The organism is Aliiroseovarius sp. D2-2 (assembly GCF_055809455.1).
In genome coordinates, this window is the sequence record NZ_CM147913.1 from 857,369 (window position 1) to 874,527 (window position 17,159).

Here is a 17,159-nt window from a genome sequence, read left to right on the forward strand (position 1 = left end):
ATGCAGGAAGACTTCGCAGGGCATGCGACCTATTGGGACCGCATGGGAACAGGCGCGCGGGATGCGTTGTTCATCCATTGCTCTTTGGCGCATTCCGGTGCGTGGCGCGGCGTGCGCACGGCGTTGGGTGACGTTCTGTCATCACTTGCTTACGATTTGCCCGGACACGGCCGCAGTGCGGATTGGGACGGGCAGGGCGATTATCAAGACACCGCAACGCAAGTGGCGCTGGACCTTTTGAGACGGTTCGCGCCGGGTAAGGTAAATCTGATTGGTCACAGTTTTGGTGGGACAATCGCGTTGCGTATTGCGCAGATTGCCCCAGAAATGGTCCGCAGCCTGACCCTTTACGAGCCGGTTTTGTTCACAACAGCAAAATCTGATCCCGCTTATGAGGAAAACCACCGCTATATGAACGGTGTCTTCGCCGATGCGATGCGTGCAGGCGACCCGATGGAAGCCGCACGATTGTTCAACTGCCAGTGGGGAAGCGACACAGCGTGGGACGCCCTACCTGATCGGTTGAAAGCGGACATGGCGGAACGCATTCACCTGATCCCCGCAGGCCGAAGCGTCACACACGAGGATGTGCATGGCCAGGTGGCGCCGGGGGCGTTGGAAAAGGTGCAAATTCCGGTGTTGCTTTTAGAAGGCGAACGCTCGCCTGATTTGGTGCGTGCAGTGCATGACCGGATGCAATCGCGATTCCCGAATGTCCACCGCAGCGTGATCGCGGGTGCCGGGCATATGGGCCCGATCAGCCATCCGAAAGAGGTGGCTGACTGGATCCGTGCATTTCTAGAAGAACCTGCCTGCGCTTAGAGCACGGGTGATCAGCCGCGTACCAGTTCGATGAACCGGTCGATGTTTTCATCAGACATTGACCAATCGGCCACCATGCGCGCGGTCAGAACCTCGTTCGGATCGTCCCCTTCAAGGTTGTCATCCCAAACGTAGTAAGCGGCCCCGGCATCGTGCAAGCGCTTATGGCCAGCGCGCGACCATCCGGCAAAGCTGATATTGGCCTGTGGTTCGTGAAGGAACGTGGCACTTTCGATTTGCTTCAACCCGCGAACAAGGCGCGCATTGGCGCCATTTGCACGGCGCGCGAGATCAAGCCAGAGATCACCGTCCAAATAGGCCAGCATCTGCGCCGCAAGATAGCGGTTTTTCGAGAAGAGATGCCCACCGCGTTTGCGCCGCAGCTCGAATTCCCATGCGTGTTTGGGGTCAAAGAAAATCACGGCCTCAACGCCCATGCAGCCGTTTTTGGTGCCGCCAAAACTGACCACATCGACACCGGCTTTCCACGTCATCTCGGCGGGTGTGCAGCCCAGCGAAACCACTGCATTTGCGAAACGTGCGCCATCCAGATGCACAGGCAGATTAAACCCCTTTGCCACATCACAAAGCGCTTTCATTTCTGCCACGGAATAAACCGTACCGCGTTCGGTCACATTGGTGATCGAGACCGCCCCGCGCTGGGGGCCATGTACGCCACGGGTCTCTTCCCTGCTGAGGCTGGTCGACAGAGAACCTTCCGACATCTTCGCATCGACCGATGGCACCAGCGTCAGTTTCGCACCACCCGTATAGAATTCAGGTGCATTGCATTCGTCTTCGTGGATATGCGCCTCGGGTGAACAAAAGATGGTATCAAAGGGCTGCGTCAGCGTGGCCAATGCAATCGAGTTCGCCGCCGTGCCGGTGGCTACAAGATAGACCGCCGCTTCGGGGGCCTCGAATACATCACGAATGCGGGCGGTGACCTGCTCCATCACGCTGTCTGCCCCGTAAGGCATGGCATAACCTTCATTGGCGCGCACAAGCGCTTCCATGATCTTGGGGTGTACGTGGCCAGTGTTGTCAGAGGCGAGATACATTAGTGAGGCTCCTCGATCAGGTGGTCTTCCCATTCTTCTTCTGGGACTTCGAATTCAGGCACTGTCCAGCCCTGCACGCTGCGCCCGGCCTTGTGTACGCTTTCGGGATCACCCGACACCAGCGGATGCCAGTCGTACAAGGGTTTCCCTTCGTGGCGCAAACGATAGGCACATGAGGCTGGCATGAAATAGGCGGTTTCGCCGATGTTTTCCGGTGTCAGGTGGATGCATTCGGGTACAAACTGCAGCCGGATATCATATTGTGAACATTGGCAGGTGTCGCCATCCAAAAGACGGCAGGCAACACGGGTGAAAACCACATCACCAGTGTCCTCGTCTTCCAGTTTGTTCAGGCAGCACTTACCGCAGCCATCACACAGCGCTTCCCATTCGGCGGGGGTCAGGTCCCCCAAAGGACGCTCCCAAAACCGTTTGCGCAAAGCCGCCGCCATCAGTTGGCTTCGAAATCTGCGGCAATGCGCATTTCACGCAAAGGCCGCACGCGGGCGATGGATTGTTGGTAAAGTGGGTGTGATTTGTAGGCCGCCAACTGTGCCTCGTCTTCGAATTCGCCATAGACGATCACGTCGGGGGAAGGACCTGGGATCGGATCTTCAAACCGGTTTTCAGCGATCTCCAACCGGATGCAATCAGGGATGCCTTTCAAAAGCTCCAACCCTTCGCGGACTGCGTCGCGGTCATCTGGGTTCTTCGCGGTGAAAAAGACGATGTGACGGATCATGCTTGGCTCTTCAGGTTGGATAGGATCTTACGGGCGCGGTCACAGTCAGCGTCCATCTGTGCAATCAGCGCTTCAAGGCCGTCGAAGACCTCTTCCGGGCGCAGGTATTCGACCAAAGCAACCGAGATCTGTTCGCCATAGATGTCGCCTTTGAAATCAAAAATGAAGCTTTCGAGGTTTGGAAGGTTTTCACCGAACATCGGGCGCGTGCCCATCGAAGCCGCGCCGCCGTAGCTGCCTTTGTGCGGGCCGGTCAGAATGTCGACCTCCACCACATAAACACCGAACTTTGGCGGGTGCAGTCCAGCGATCGACATATTCGCAGTGGGATAGCCCAGATCGCGGCCACGCTGGTCCCCGCGGATCACTTCGCCGTCGATGCGGTGCCAGTGACCCAGCATACGGGCTGCATCGCGTGGGCGGCCCTCGGTCAAAGCGGTGCGGATGGCGGTCGAGCTGACTTCGCCGACATCGTCCGACATAAGGGGGGCAACGGTTACGCCAAAGCCCAGCTTCTTGCCGAGTGCTTCGAGGTCCGCGGGCGTTCCAGCACGACCCTTGCCGAAATGAAAATCTGCACCGATGAAGACGTGGGTCAGGCCAAGGCCGTCCACGATAACCTCGCGGGCAAATTCTTCTGGTGTCAGGGCGGACAGCGTGTCGTTGAAGCTGAGTTCAAACAGTACTTCGATCCCCAGCTTTTCTAACCGATGCGCGCGGGTTTCGGCGTTCATCAGGCGGAAAGGTGGGGCCTTGGGGGCAAAATACTCGCGCGGATGAGGCTCGAAGGACATGACGCCCAACGGCGCGCCCAGCTCGGTCGCTTTCTTGCGCGCGATGTCGATCACATATTGATGGCCCAGATGCACACCATCGAAGTTGCCGATGACGGCGGTGGCGCCCCGGTCCGATGGATCTACAAACTGATAGTCACGAATAATCCGCATATGCTGGCATTATCGTGCGGGACAACGGGGTGCAAGCCTGCGCTGATGCGCGGGCTTTAATCGGGGTCGAAAACGGCAGGGTCAGTCCAGTTTCGCGGAAGGTGCCAACACCTTCGCTTCACCCTTCAAAACGGGTTTTCCGTCGACCAGACATTCGGTTTTCAGGGTCACGCGGCGTTTGGAATAGTCAATGTCCATCACGGTCACTTCTGCACGCACAACATCGCCGGGGCGCACAGGGGCAAGAAACGTTAGCTGCTGGCCCATATAGATGGTGCCGTGTCCGGGCAGTTGCTCGCCAATCACAGCCGAGATCAACCCGGCGGTCAGCATTCCATGGGCAATGCGGCCCTGAAAAATCGTGTCTTTCGCGTAGTCATCATCCAAATGCACCGGATTGCGGTCGGTCGAAACCTCGGCAAACAGTTCGATATCGCGGTCGGTCACCTCTTTGATGACGTGGCGCGACATACCTATTTCCAGCTCTTCAATGCAGATCGTTCCGCGTGGGAAGTTGTCCAACATTCTGATCCTCCGGGTAACAAATGGATTATTTGCCGTTCGTATTGGCAATAACATTACTTTGCAACTGCAGAAAATCAAGGGGAAAGTGGCGCGAGTTTTCGCTTCAACCTAAGGAAGGTTTGCCGCATTAGGCTCTGATGAAGTAGCGGCTATATCGAAAAAGACAGTTTAATATTAAATAGTTACGTTATCGCAGGAAGCCGATCGCAAATGTCGGAGTGATCATTTGCGACTGGATATACTGATCCAACGCGTCTGGATCGGGCTGCGTGCGCGTTTTTGTCTCTTCCCGCGCCAGGCCACCAGTGATGAAGAGGGAATCGATATCCTCGCCCAATGCACCTTTGATATCCGTGGCAATCCCGTCGCCAATGGCGAGGATCCGATTATCTGGGGCCGAGCGTCCGTCCGCAATCATCCGACGTCGCGCCAGATCATAGATCGGCGGGTGCGGCTTGCCGAAATACAGGCTCTCGCCGCCCATTTCGGTATACATCTTGGCGATTGCACCAGCGCACCATTCACGCTCTTCACCGCGATCCACGATGATATCCGGGTTGGCGCAAAGAAGTTTCTGCCCCATCTGTTTGGCCATCAGCAGGGCGGGGCGCAGCTCTTCCAGATCAGCCATTGGATCGAACGGGCCGCAACAGGCAATGCCTTCGGCCTGATCGACGGGAACGCGAGTGATCTCGACGGGATTGTCGATAACGTGCAGCGGTTCAAAGAACCCCTCGTCACGTTCCCATTCGCCCATGAAATAGACCTTGTTGCCAATCGCACCCGTGAACATCGCCGCCCGCGCGCTGTCGCCCGACGTGGCGATCGTGTCATAGCAATCCGAAGGCACACCGAAGTCCGGCAGCTGCTCCACCACACCCGCGCGGGGTTTAGGGGAGTTCGTGACCAGCACCACATAGCCACCATTTGCCCGATAGGCGCGCAATGCCGCGACCGCGTCGTCAAACGCCGTGATCCCGTTGTGCACGCAGCCCCAGAGGTCGACGAACATTGCGTCGTAGTTAGAAGATACCTCGGACAGGTTTTCGATAATACGGGTCATGGCGCGCTCCTTGTTATGGGAGATATGGCAGAGGGGAGATAACGAGGCTAGGGGGAAATACCATCGTAAGGATCCGAGCTATCATTTGTCAGTTTTCAAACGTAGATTCACAAAAAACCTAATAAGTTGGAATTCACGAGTGCCAGAACGACTTTTCGAACGATTTGGATCCGGGAAATATGTCGGGCCAATCATGATGGTAATTCCGCTGCTTGCGTTGGGGTATCTGCTGTATATTATCTGTGATAAACCCTAAGGGGCGTTGGTTGGTGCCGGACTCTGCGGATCGGCCTCAAGTTGTGGAACGCGTTGATATCTCGCAGTTTGATCCAGCGACAGATGTTCAGAAAGACGGGATTACAAAGCTTGAGGTTCGTTTGCTTGCTGATGACCACTTTGTGGTTGTTCTGGACAGTCGACGCAGGTTTTTTCCCCGCCTAAGAGAGCTGACACCTGAAAGGTATGAACAAGGTGATGTTTTCGGAGTCCAAGTTCGCCACGTCTATGTGCTGAGAGGGCAATCAGACAACGAAGATGACAAGATCGCGCGCGGCGCATTGGTTATGTTTCGCGGTTTGAACAAAGCATTCGTTGCTGGAAAAGAAAGCGTCCCCAATCAAGAGTTTGGTTATTCGGCTGCTTACGGGGATCTGTCGCTCGACGCTTATGTTATGCCCGGTAAGGGCATGGAGTGGACCATTACCGACAAGCTGCGCGCACGTGGTTTCACCATCCCCGACACATTCCTGTTTTATCATCCTCAGGTCGTCGGGTGGCAGTGGGATTGCCCAACCCAGCGTCTTTGCGCAATGCGCCAGAATAAGTAGTCATCTGCCTTTCGGCCCACGCCATTTAGAAATGCAAAAAGGCCCGCGCAATTGCACGGGCCTTCTTACTGAAGTTTGAACCAGCTTAAACAGCCAGGTTCGGAATGATCTGCTTCTTGCGGCTCATGATGCCGGGAAGGACAACGGCGTCGCCTTCGACAGTGGCGCCAAAGCTCTTTTCAGCAACACCTTTCACAACGTCGTTCGGGATCAGCAGAGTGGCTTCTTCCTTCAGGATGTCCACAACGAACAGCAGCACTTGATCAACGCCATCTTCGGCGGCGACGGTTTTGAAGGTTTCCATCAAGCTGGCTTTGCGGTTCAGCGGGATTTCCGGTGCGGTGGTTTCCAGAACCGATACGCGGAACTTGGTGCCCGACACTTCATATTCTTTTGAGTCCATGCGGATCAGCTCGGCGTCCGAGAAATCGGATACGTCTGACTTCGCGGCGAACATCTCGGCTGCATATTCTGTGACATTCACACCCAGATCAGCGGCCAAAGCGGCCACGACTTCGCGGTCACGATCCGTGGTGGTGGGCGAGCGGAACTCCAGCGTGTCCGACAGGATGCAGGTCAGGGCCGCGCCCTTGATATTTTCAGGCATCTTGGCAACGTCGTCGCCCATTAGGTCGTACATGATGGTTGCGGTGCAAGCCAGCGGACGGATGGTGATGTCGATCGGACCTTTGGTCTCAAGCCCGCCGACCAGCTTGTGGTGGTCGATGATCGCTTGAACGTCTGCGCCGTTGATGTTGGCGGGCAGCTCGGCCGGGTTGTTGGTGTCGACGATGACGCAAGGCTGGTCGTCTGCCACGTCCGCGATGATGTCCAGCATGTCAAAGCCCCAGCGCTTCAGCATAAAGGCGGCTTCGGTGTTGGGTTGGCCCAGCAGAACTGGCTTGGCGTCTACGCCCTTCACTTCGTTCAGATACCAGGCCCAGATCAGGGGCGATCCGGTCGAGTCGGTGTCAGGGGATTTGTGGCCGAAAACAAGCGTGGTCATATGCATCATCCGTCTATGTGTGGTCGTGTTTGAGTGCCTTATAGAAAGGCGAATGCACCTTGTCATCCCTGATAGGGCCAACATCTGTGCAGTTGCAGAAACCCCGCCATGCGTTTGGGGCAAGGCAAGCCCCCTTGCAGATCGCTGATATGGACGCGAAACTGTCTGCAAAGTTGGTCAGGAAAATAACCAAGTGAGCAAACCCGCCGAAACCGAGCTGTATGCGCCCGTTAAATCGTGGCTCGAGGATTTGGGCTATGAAGTGAAGTCCGAGATCGGGCCGGCTGACGTTGTCGCGCTTCGAAATGAAGAAGAGCCTGTTATCGTTGAATTGAAGGCTGGGTTTTCACTGACGCTGTTGCAACAGGCCATTGCGCGGCAGTCCGTGACTGATCTGGTCTATGTGGCCGTGCCTCGCTGGAAAGGCAAACCCGGCTGGCGGGCTTTCAAGGGCAACGTCGGATTGTGCAAGCGCTTGGGTCTGGGCGTGCTGTCTGTTCGGCTTAAAGATGGGTTTGTGCAAGTTCACTCTGACCCTGGCCCGTTTCAGCCAAGAAAATCCAAGGTCAAATCCAAGCGTTTGCTTTCCGAATTTGCCCGTCGCGAGGGCGACCCCAATACGGGCGGAACGCGGGGCAAGCTTGTGACAGCCTATCGGCAGGACGCCGAGAAAATTCGGGTCCATCTGGTTCAGCACGGACCCTGTAAAGGGGCTGAGGTTGCGAAGATGACCGGCGTAACGCGTGCGACCAATATTATGGCGATCAACCATTATGGTTGGTTCAAGCGTGTCGAGCGGGGAATTTATGATCTGACAGAAACAGGTCGGACTTCCGCCGAATAGCTTAGTCACATTGCTGTTGCGTTTGCAGTTTATCTTTCGCCTTCAAATTAATCCGACTAATTTGATCGGAATCAAGTTGCGTGATTGCCGAAACACGGTATCAGTGCCGAAAAAGGATATCAGACGTGCGCCCTTTCATCTCACTAATTGCCCTTTTGGCCACCGCTTCTCCTGCAATGGCCTTTGATAGCCTAGAGCAGCTGGGTGAAGCGTTGTTCTTTGATGTGAATCTCTCAAAAAATCGGACCCAGTCCTGCGCAACCTGCCACGATCCGGAATTCGCCTTTGTAGATCCGCGCGAAACCGAGGTTGGGCGGGCCGTATCGTTGGGCGATGACGGGGAAAGCCTTGGGGATCGATCAGCCCCAACAGCTGGCTATGCGATGTTCACGCCAGGGTTTGAGCAATTGGACGCCGCAGCTTGGCGCGGGGGTATGTTCTGGGATGGACGGTCTGCTGGTTTGGCCGGACAGGCGGGTGGTCCGCCCCTGAACCCGATTGAGATGGGAATGCCCGATAAGGCGTCTGTTGTTGTGCGTCTGAAAGAAAACCAAGGCTATGTTGATGCGTTCAGCACGCAATTCGGGGATGAGATTTGGTCGTCTGACGACGCGGCCTATGACGCGATGACGCAAGCGATTGCGGCGTTTGAAAGCACATCTCTTTTCGCGCCATTTGACAGCAAATATGATCGTTTCCTGCGTGGCGAAGTGCAGCTTACTGCGCAAGAGGAACTTGGGCGGGTGCTGTTCACGTCACAGCAATTCACCAACTGCAACTTATGCCATCAGCTGCGCCCGTCCCCGATTGCTCAGGACGAGACATTTACCAACTACGAATATCACAACATCGGCGTGCCCGAGAATAAAGCGGTGCGTGAAGCAAACGGTATCAAGGGGCCGGATCTGGGATTGCTGGCAAATCCAGCAGTGGACGACCGAAAGGCTGCAGGACGTTACAAGGTGCCCACGCTGCGCAATGTAGCCATTACCGGCCCGTATATGCACAACGGTGTGTTTGAAGACCTTCGAACGGTTGTGCTGTTTTACAATAAGTACAACACGACCAATCCAGATCGACAGATCAATCCGGAAACAGAAAAAAACTGGGCGATGCCTGAAATTCCACAAAATCTCTCGGTTATGGAACTGACTGAGGGTCCCGCCTTGGATGACAAGCGCATTGACGCTCTTGTTGCGTTTATGAAGACGCTGACGGACCAGCGGTATGAGCACTTGCTTGAGGAATGAGGGTTTTGCTGCGCTGAGGGAAAGATTTTCAGCCGCCCTTTATTGACTCCCTTCAAAGCCACCCCTAACTATTCGCCGTTAGCACTCGCATCAGGTGAGTGCTAAGACAAATATTAACTGAGCTTAGGGAGTCTCAGAAATGGCTTTTACCCCGCTACATGACCGCGTGCTTGTTCGCCGCGTAGAGAGCGACGAAAAAACCGCTGGCGGTCTGATCATTCCGGAAAGCGCTAAAGAAAAACCGGCTGAAGGCCAGGTTGTTTCTGTTGGTGCTGGCGCCAAAGACGACGACGGCGATCGCATCGCTATGGACGTCAAAGAGGGTGACAAAATCCTCTTCGGCAAATGGTCGGGCACTGAAATCACCATCGACGGTGAAGAGCTGCTGATCATGAAAGAATCCGACATCATGGGCATCATTGCCTGATCGTCTGACCTATTTACACGTATTTCCAGGAGTAAGCTAAATGGCTGCTAAGGACGTAAAGTTCGACACCGATGCCCGCAATGCAATGCTGCGTGGCGTCAATATCCTTGCTGACGCTGTCAAAGTGACCCTCGGCCCGAAAGGCCGCAATGTGGTTCTGGACAAGTCGTTCGGCGCACCCCGCATCACAAAAGATGGTGTGTCGGTTGCAAAAGAAATCGAACTTGAAGACAAGTTCGAAAACATGGGCGCGCAGATGGTCAAAGAAGTGGCTTCGCGCACCAATGACGAAGCTGGCGACGGAACAACCACTGCTACCGTTCTGGCCCAAGCGATTGTTCGCGAAGGTCTGAAGCAGGTTGCAGCTGGCCTGAACCCAATGGATCTGAAGCGCGGCATCGACCTGGCAACTGCCAAGGTTGTTGAAGGCATCAAAGCGTCGGCACGTGACGTTGCAGACAGCGACGAAGTTGCGCAAGTTGGCACCATCTCGGCCAACGGCGAAGCTGAAATCGGCCAGCAGATCGCAGACGCGATGCAAAAAGTTGGCAACGAAGGCGTCATCACTGTTGAAGAAAACAAAGGTCTGGAAACCGAGACCACTGTTGTTGAAGGCATGCAGTTCGACCGCGGCTACCTGTCGCCTTACTTCGTGACCAACCCTGACAAAATGATCGCTGATCTGGAAGACTGCATGGTTCTGCTGCACGAGAAAAAACTCTCGTCGCTGCAGTCGATGGTTCCGCTGCTTGAGCAGGTGATCCAGTCGCAAAAACCGCTGCTGATCATTGCAGAAGACGTTGAAGGCGAAGCGCTGGCAACTTTGGTTGTCAACAAACTGCGCGGCGGCCTGAAAATTGCTGCTGTTAAGGCTCCGGGCTTTGGCGACCGTCGTAAAGCCATGCTGCAAGACATCGCGATCCTGACCGGTGGTCAAGTGATCTCGGAAGATCTGGGCATGAAGCTTGAGTCTGTGACCATGGACATGCTGGGTTCGGCTAAGAAAATCGAAATCACCAAAGACGAAACAACCATCGTTGACGGTGCTGGCGAGAAAGCCGAGATCGAAGCACGTGTTGCTCAGATCCGTACCCAAGCTGAAGAAACCACTTCGGACTACGACAAAGAGAAACTGCAAGAGCGTGTTGCCAAACTGGCAGGCGGTGTTGCTGTGATCCGCGTCGGCGGCATGACCGAAGTTGAAGTGAAAGAGCGTAAAGACCGTGTCGACGATGCTCTGAACGCAACGCGTGCAGCTGTACAAGAAGGCGTCATCGTTGGTGGTGGTGTTGCTCTGGTTCAGGCCGGAAAAGCGCTGGAAAACCTCGAAGGTGCAAACTCTGACCAGAACGCTGGTATTGTCATCGTTCAAAAAGCCATCGAAGCGCCTCTGCGTCAGATCGCTGAGAACGCTGGTGTTGACGGTGCAGTTGTTGCTGGCAAAGTGCGCGAGAGCGACGATACTTCGTTCGGCTTCAACGCTCAGACCGAAGAATATGGCGACATGTTCTCGTTCGGCGTGATCGACCCAGCCAAAGTGGCACGTACCGCATTGGAAGATGCAGCATCGATCGCTGGCCTTCTGATCACCACCGAAGCCATGGTTGCTGACAAACCTGCTAAAGAAGGCGCAGCTGCTGGCGGCATGCCCGACATGGGCGGCATGGGCGGCATGGGCGGCATGATGTAATCTGAATTCCTTCGGAATTCAGATAGCGTCAGGTGAGTTCCCGCGGGACATTCACCGAGACCCTAATCAAGTTTGGAAATGGCGGCTTTTTGGCCGCCATTTTCTTTTCAGTCTTTCAGGGGATAACGGTCTGCTTCTTCGAATACATCGATGGCTTTGGTGCCCGCTTTGATGTTTCCTCCATGCTCGACGCCGGCGGGTATTGAATAGCTGTCGCCGGGTCCGTATCGGCGGGTGTCATCCCCAATCGTCAGCTCAATCTCACCTTCAATCACGGTGCCCCACTGCGCTTTGTGGTGGTGCATTGGCAGGGTGAAATCCTGAAAGAATTCAAAGAATACCACCAAGCCAGCCGGGGACTGGATGGCGTGACTTTTCACAATGTCTTCTGAAAATGGTGCGTCTAGTGCGGGAAATGCGCGAATGAAATCGGGGTAGTCCATCGTGTAACCCTTTGGTTGTGGTGTGAATTTAAATCCCTGTGTGCTTTGGCGTTATTGCCAACACGTTTAACGTGATTGCGTCATCTACTTGGTGCTGAGAACATGCTACCATAAAACCGTACAATTTTTTATTGCCCCCCTTACAACAGCTTTCGAACAACCCTATGTTAACGGCAATAACATCAACATTTGGCGGGGACAGCCATGTTTAGATCACTACTAATTATACTCCTGACCGCTGCGGCGCTGCCAGCAGCTGCGCAGGAAGAATATCGCTTCGGCGAAGATGCCTATATCGCTGGCGACAACGTAACATTGTCGGGCGACGCGGTGGATGACGCTTTCGTTGCCGGCAACACCGTCGTCATTTCCGCACCTGTTGAAGGCAATGCGCATGCTGGTGGCCGTTCGGTGTCCATCTCTGCCCCGGTTGGGCAAAGCTTGTACGCTGCAGGTATGAATGTCAGCGTATCCGCGCCAGTTGGCGGCGATGCGCAGATGTTGGGGGACACGGTGCTGGTCACGGCCCCAGTTTCAGGTGACCTGCGTATTGCGGCCCAACGCGCCGAGATTACTGCCCCCATTGGGGAAAGCGCATTGATCGCTGCCGAGCACATCTTGCTGACAGAAGTAATTTCAGGTGACGCAAGTATTTCGACCAAAACAGTGAGCTTTGGTGAGAACGCGCGCGTCGAAGGCACGCTTTACATTTATTCGGAAGAACCAGACGAGATTGAGATTCCGGCGCATGTCGCGCCGCCCGAGCGGATTGAACGCCATGATTCAGATGCATTTGACCCAACTGCAGACCCGGAAGGTGGCGCAACAGTTCAACCTGAATCCGACGGTTGGGCGTCATGGTTCGGAGGCAAGGTCAGCACGATTCTAATCCTGACAGCCCTTGCTACTCTCATCGCCGCGATGGCGCCAATGTTCCTTATGAATTTGCGTGAACGGACGCTTGAGACACCGATGCGCGCGCTGTGGATGGGTTTTCTGTCTATCTCGGCCGTGGCGGGTTCACTGTTTCTGTTTGCCCTGACTGGCTATGGCATCCTGCTCATCCCGGCCTCTATCATCTTGGCGCTGCTGTTGGGCATCGCGGGCTATGTGATCGGTACATATATTCTTGGTGTAGGAGTTTTAGGTGTGATGAGCCGACCTCTTCCTGAAACACTGGGCGAGCGTGCGATTGCCGCGTTGATTGGGGCTGTTGCGATCACGGTCATGGCGATGATCCCTGTGATCGGTTGGCTTGCTGTGCTGGCAGTTACTATCGCGGGTGCAGGCGCTTTGATCATCCGGTGGTTTGCCCCAGGGTTCCATACAGAGATCAGATAAGCCGTCTCAATTGAGTGCAACGCCCTCTGCCAAACAGCAGGGGGCGTTTGTCGTTTCGGCTTCATTCGTTTGCGCGTGCGCTAAGTCTTGCCGGTCGCTGAGACGTGGCGTCATGTCACTCGAAACTCCGCAATGTTGTGACTATTTAGATCGTATGAGACTGTTATTCGGCCTTTCGATTGTTACCCTGCTTAGCAGCATGCTGCCCACACGCGCGGATTGTGTTGTTATGCTGCATGGACTCGCACGTTCGCCATCATCGCTTTGGGTGATGGAAGAAGCGCTTGTGGCCGAAGGATATAAGGTTGTGAACCTTGGGTACCCGTCCACATCAGCCGAAATCTCTGTTCTGGTCGAGCACGCTATTCCGCCCGCGATTGAAGCGTGCGGCGACGACAAGGTGCACTTCGTGACTCATTCGATGGGGGGCATTCTCGCGCGCGTTTGGCTTGAAACCAACCGTCCCTCCACAATGGGGCGCGTCGTGATGTTAGCGCCGCCCAATCAAGGGTCTCAGCTGGTGGACGAGTTCGCAGACCTTGAGCCGTTTGAATGGCTGAATGGCCCCGCTGGGCTTCAACTGGGAACGGATAAAAACTCGGTGCCCAATCAGGTGGGCTTACCGCGTTTTGAGCTTGGGGTGATTGCGGGCAACAGGTCTTTGAACCCAATCTATTCGGCCATAATTGACGGGGCTGACGATGGGAAAGTGTCGGTCGAGAGTACCCGCATTAAAGGCATGGATGATCATATCACCCTGCCGGTGACCCATACGTTTATGATGGTGAACCCGCTGGTGATTGCGCAGGTCGAAACCTTCCTGCGCGACGGAGCGTTTGAGCATGGTTTGACCCTGGCTGAGGTGCTTGATCGTATCGCTGTCGAAGCAGGCTATCGCAAAAAGAACTAAGCCACAGGGCAAAGTAGTGGCGTTCGAGCAATGTCCATATTTAGCCCGACCAATCAGACCGCCTGACTGTGACCGCTTTCATTCACATCATACGCATCGAAATGGCGTGCAATCATCCGTGCCAATGGCCGCGCGTGATCATTGATGGTCAGAGTATTACCATCCAGCGTGGTTGAGCCCGGCAGAGTCTCTTCAAGCCCATCAACCCAGCCCAGGAATGTGCCAATTGGAAGGTCGAGTTCGGCTGACAAGGCGTCAAAGTCTGCGCGGAAATAGCAAAGCAGTTCTTCAATCACACGCCCGCGGGCGATGTCGTCCCCAGTAAAGGTATGGCCTTTGGCAGCGGTCAGTTTGTCGGCACGCGCAGCGGCTTGATACTTGGCTGTGGCGGGCTCGTTTTGCACATACCCTTGCGGATAGCGTGCGATTGAGCTTGCGCCGATGCCCATCAGAACTTCGGACGTATCTTCCGTATAGCCCTGAAAGTTTCGTTTCATTGTGCCCGCTTTGTGCGCTTTGGCCAATCCGTCCGAGGGAAGCGCGAAGTGATCAATGCCGATCTCGTCATAGCCGTTGGCAACAAACAAATCGCGAGCCGTATTATAAAGCTCCAACCGTTCCTCTGCGGACGGGAGGGCCTCGGTCGGGATCAGTGTCTGACGACGCGCCATCCAAGGCACATGCGCATATCCAAACAAGGCAACACGGTCCGGGCCAAGGCTGATCAGTTTTTCAACGGAATCTGTTATCCGCGCGGTGTTCTGATGGGGAAGCCCGTAAAGGATGTCCATGTTCAGGCTTTCGATGCCACGGTCCCGCAACCCATCGACGGCTTCTTTTGTGATTTCGTAGCTTTGTGGGCGTCCAATCACTTCTTGGATCATCGGATCGAAGTCCTGCACGCCAATCGAAGCCCGGTTCATGCCCGCTTTTGCCAGCGCATCCAAACGGACCCCGTCAACTTCGGAGGGGTCGATCTCGACTGAAAATTGTGCGCCTTCGGCAAGAGGCATTGTGTCCAAAATAGCCTTGGTCAGATCGGTGATCATCTCGGGCTGCAACAGTGTCGGCGTACCGCCGCCCCAGTGCAGATGCTCAATCTCGATCCCCGGGGCCAAAAGGGCTTTAATCGTTGAAAGCTCTTGTTTCAGGCTCTCGACATATGCCACCACCGGCTCGGCTGTGGATGTGCCTTGCGTACGGCAGGCGCAAAACCAACACAGGCGTCGGCAGAACGGGATATGGACATAAAGCGAGACCTTGTTGCCTGACGGGATCGCACTGATCCAGTTGGCAAGTGTCTCGGATTCCGAACCCAGTTTTGAAATGAGGCGCGGTCGGATAGCTTGTATAACGGGGCACGCGCGCGTCAAAAAGACCGAGGCGTTTGAGTTGCGTAAGTGTCTGCATTCGAATACGCTGTAACACCAAACGCGCAACATACTTTGATCAGGATCAAATCAAGATACTTATCTTGTTCAGGAAGCCATGAATCACTCAAGTTTTAACTCTCGGGATTGCGGTACGTGTCCGATTCGCCATCGGGCCGTGTGTTCGCGCTGTGAACCGGATGAATTGGATCATCTGGACGAGATTAAGTACTATCGTACATACGAAGCTGGCCAGCCCGTTATCTGGGCCAGCGACCAAATGGAATTTGTTGCCAGTGTTGTGACTGGCATCGCCACACTTAGCCAAACCATGGAAGATGGCCGAACGCAGATGGTCGGGTTGCTTCTGCCATCAGACTTCATTGGCCGCCCCGGCCGGGAAATCGCACCATTTGATGTGGTGGCGGTCACCGATTTGACCCTGTGCTGTTTCCGCAAAAAACCGTTCGAAGACTTGATGGGATCCACACCGTCCATCGGCTCGCGCTTGTTGCAGATGACATTGGATGAACTGGATAGCGCGCGTGAATGGATGCTTGTTTTGGGCCGTAAAACCGCGCGTGAGAAGATTGCCAGCCTTCTTTTGATCATCGCACGCCGGGACGCGGCGCTGTACAAGCGTTTGCCAGCAGACGGGATGGCGTTTGAGCTTCCTTTGACCCGTGAAGCAATGGCGGATTATCTGGGACTGACGTTGGAAACGGTAAGCCGACAGATATCGGCTTTGAAAAAGTCGGGCGTGATCTTGCTGGAAGGCAAGCGGCAAGTAAACATCCCCGATCTGCAAAGACTTGTCTCAGAGACTGGGGATGATTTGGACGGCGGTCCAATCTTCTAGCGCTGAATGCGCGGTATGGCTTAGTGCGCCATGAGGACCGGAACAGCAGCAATTTCAAGCATATGCCGGGTGGCTCCACCCAAAATGGATTCGCGGAATCGCGAATGTCCATACGCGCCCATAACGATTAGATCGGCATTTTTGTCGCTTGCATGTCGGTTCAGGATATCCGCTACGCGCGGCATGGTTTTCGCAAGGACCGAGACCTCGGTCCGAACGCCGTGACGTGCCAACATCTGGCTGAGCGCACCTCCGGGATCGGACTCTTTCTGGCCCGTGTTGTGGCGGATCGATGATCGCAATTGAAACTGTATCGGCAGCTTGCAGGAATGGCATTGCAGCGCGGATCGCGCGCAACGATTCAGTGCTTTCATTCCATGCAATGACCACATTGGACGGACATTGCTGCAAGGATATGTCATCAGGCAAAACCAGAACTGGTACGCCACCATCGAACATTGCGCTTTCGATGACTGCCTCGGCATCATGGCCCCGGCCTTCACCATAGGGCCTTGGCAAGATGACTAAGTCGGCGAATCTGCTGCGATGCGAGACAACATGGTTCAGAGTGACAGATTGCGTAGCCAGTGCCGTTGAGGACCATGGAAGGACGTTTGACGCAAGAATCTGTCTGACCTCAGCCTCTAAGGCTTCGGTGTTTTCGCGGACTTGAGTCAAATTGTCCTGAACCATCATCGCGGATGCTCCGGCATAGTAAAACCCTTGCTGTGAAGGGTCGACGCCCAAGCAAACTGCTTCGAGATGTGCGTCAAAACGCTCGGACAAACAGCGCGCAGTGTCCAATGCAGGACGGTATGGTGCACTTTCCGAGATGATCGTCATAATGGTCTTGTAGTTCATATCAGGCCTCCAGACGGTGTTGTCTGAGGGTGCCAAGGCTTTGCCTGCGACGCTTTGACATGGGTCAAATGATGAATTCTGCCTCGTATTGGCAGGTTTTGACATGGATCAAGGTAAGGTCGAGGGGTTAAGTCCAAACCGACAAAAGTCGAAAGGTGTCCCCGAGTTTAT

At 54.9% G+C, this 17,159-nt stretch carries 17 protein-coding genes and 2 pseudogenes; 9 read left to right on the plus strand and 10 right to left on the minus strand.

Features of this window, described 5'->3' with window-relative positions:
- Complete coding sequence (locus tag AC0L6A_RS04265; protein ID WP_473292412.1) at positions 1 to 822, plus strand: alpha/beta fold hydrolase; 822 nt, start codon at positions 1 to 3, stop codon at positions 820 to 822.
- Positions 823 to 833: 11 nt separating this feature from the next.
- Here the strand turns inward: AC0L6A_RS04265 and AC0L6A_RS04270 are convergent, their stop codons facing one another.
- The 6 genes from AC0L6A_RS04270 to AC0L6A_RS04295 form a co-directional block, all read right to left on the minus strand.
- Positions 834 to 1,883, minus strand: a complete 1,050-nt coding sequence (locus AC0L6A_RS04270) for a threonine aldolase family protein (RefSeq protein ID WP_473292414.1) — start codon at positions 1,881 to 1,883, stop codon at positions 834 to 836.
- Positions 1,883 to 2,335: a YcgN family cysteine cluster protein gene (locus AC0L6A_RS04275; RefSeq protein ID WP_473292415.1), complete on the minus strand. Its 453-nt coding sequence runs from the start codon at positions 2,333 to 2,335 to the stop codon at positions 1,883 to 1,885. Before AC0L6A_RS04275 ends, AC0L6A_RS04270 begins: the two co-directional genes overlap by 1 nt.
- A complete protein-coding gene (locus AC0L6A_RS04280) occupies positions 2,335 to 2,625 on the minus strand; it encodes a Dabb family protein (protein WP_473292416.1) in 291 nt (96 codons plus the stop codon). Before AC0L6A_RS04280 ends, AC0L6A_RS04275 begins: the two co-directional genes overlap by 1 nt.
- Positions 2,622 to 3,572 (minus strand): bifunctional riboflavin kinase/FAD synthetase, encoded by a 951-nt coding sequence (locus AC0L6A_RS04285; protein ID WP_473292417.1) that lies wholly within the window; start codon positions 3,570 to 3,572, stop codon positions 2,622 to 2,624. The genes AC0L6A_RS04280 and AC0L6A_RS04285 overlap by 4 nt, the downstream gene beginning before the upstream one ends.
- 81 nt (positions 3,573 to 3,653) lie before the next feature.
- A complete protein-coding gene (locus tag AC0L6A_RS04290; protein WP_473292419.1) occupies positions 3,654 to 4,097 on the minus strand; it encodes a MaoC family dehydratase in 444 nt (147 codons plus the stop codon).
- 187 nt (positions 4,098 to 4,284) lie between these two features.
- Positions 4,285 to 5,160: a TIGR01459 family HAD-type hydrolase gene (locus AC0L6A_RS04295; protein WP_473292420.1), complete on the minus strand. Its 876-nt coding sequence runs from the start codon at positions 5,158 to 5,160 to the stop codon at positions 4,285 to 4,287.
- Positions 5,161 to 5,429: 269 nt separating this feature from the next.
- On the opposite strand from AC0L6A_RS04295, the gene AC0L6A_RS04300 reads away from it, so the two are divergent.
- A complete protein-coding gene (locus AC0L6A_RS04300; protein ID WP_473292421.1) occupies positions 5,430 to 5,987 on the plus strand; it encodes a hypothetical protein in 558 nt (185 codons plus the stop codon).
- 85 nt (positions 5,988 to 6,072) lie between these two features.
- Here the strand turns inward: AC0L6A_RS04300 and AC0L6A_RS04305 are convergent, their stop codons facing one another.
- Positions 6,073 to 6,993, minus strand: a complete 921-nt coding sequence (locus tag AC0L6A_RS04305) for a manganese-dependent inorganic pyrophosphatase (RefSeq protein WP_473292423.1) — start codon at positions 6,991 to 6,993, stop codon at positions 6,073 to 6,075.
- A 193-nt stretch (positions 6,994 to 7,186) separates the two neighbouring features.
- On the opposite strand from AC0L6A_RS04305, the gene AC0L6A_RS04310 reads away from it, so the two are divergent.
- From AC0L6A_RS04310 to groL, 4 genes are all read left to right on the plus strand, one after another.
- Positions 7,187 to 7,837, plus strand: a complete 651-nt coding sequence (locus AC0L6A_RS04310; protein ID WP_473292425.1) for a DUF2161 domain-containing phosphodiesterase — start codon at positions 7,187 to 7,189, stop codon at positions 7,835 to 7,837.
- A 176-nt stretch (positions 7,838 to 8,013) separates the two neighbouring features.
- A complete protein-coding gene (locus AC0L6A_RS04315) occupies positions 8,014 to 9,087 on the plus strand; it encodes a cytochrome-c peroxidase (protein WP_473293377.1) in 1,074 nt (357 codons plus the stop codon).
- 139 nt (positions 9,088 to 9,226) lie between these two features.
- Entirely contained in the window at positions 9,227 to 9,514 is a 288-nt protein-coding gene (locus tag AC0L6A_RS04320) for a co-chaperone GroES (RefSeq protein WP_473292426.1), read from the plus strand.
- A gap of 40 nt (positions 9,515 to 9,554) precedes the next feature.
- Positions 9,555 to 11,204, plus strand: a complete 1,650-nt coding sequence (gene groL, locus AC0L6A_RS04325; protein ID WP_473292427.1) for a chaperonin GroEL — start codon at positions 9,555 to 9,557, stop codon at positions 11,202 to 11,204.
- Between the two features lie 107 nt (positions 11,205 to 11,311).
- Here the strand turns inward: groL and AC0L6A_RS04330 are convergent, their stop codons facing one another.
- A complete protein-coding gene (locus AC0L6A_RS04330) occupies positions 11,312 to 11,647 on the minus strand; it encodes a cupin domain-containing protein (protein ID WP_473292429.1) in 336 nt (111 codons plus the stop codon).
- Between the two features lie 204 nt (positions 11,648 to 11,851).
- On the opposite strand from AC0L6A_RS04330, the gene AC0L6A_RS04335 reads away from it, so the two are divergent.
- Together AC0L6A_RS04335 and AC0L6A_RS04340 are read left to right on the plus strand one after the other, a co-directional pair.
- Positions 11,852 to 12,988: a DUF8173 domain-containing protein gene (locus AC0L6A_RS04335; RefSeq protein WP_473292430.1), complete on the plus strand. Its 1,137-nt coding sequence runs from the start codon at positions 11,852 to 11,854 to the stop codon at positions 12,986 to 12,988.
- A 229-nt stretch (positions 12,989 to 13,217) separates the two neighbouring features.
- Positions 13,218 to 13,898: an esterase/lipase family protein gene (locus AC0L6A_RS04340; RefSeq protein WP_473292431.1), complete on the plus strand. Its 681-nt coding sequence runs from the start codon at positions 13,218 to 13,220 to the stop codon at positions 13,896 to 13,898.
- Positions 13,899 to 13,951: 53 nt separating this feature from the next.
- Here AC0L6A_RS04340 and hemN read toward each other — a convergent pair.
- Positions 13,952 to 15,308, minus strand: a pseudogene (hemN, locus tag AC0L6A_RS04345) (oxygen-independent coproporphyrinogen III oxidase).
- A 78-nt stretch (positions 15,309 to 15,386) separates the two neighbouring features.
- On the opposite strand from hemN, the gene fnrL reads away from it, so the two are divergent.
- Entirely contained in the window at positions 15,387 to 16,127 is a 741-nt protein-coding gene (fnrL, locus tag AC0L6A_RS04350; protein ID WP_473292433.1) for a transcriptional regulator FnrL, read from the plus strand.
- A gap of 20 nt (positions 16,128 to 16,147) precedes the next feature.
- Here fnrL and AC0L6A_RS04355 read toward each other — a convergent pair.
- Positions 16,148 to 16,988 (minus strand): annotated as a pseudogene (locus AC0L6A_RS04355) (universal stress protein).
- Positions 16,989 to 17,159: the final 171 nt, after the last annotated feature.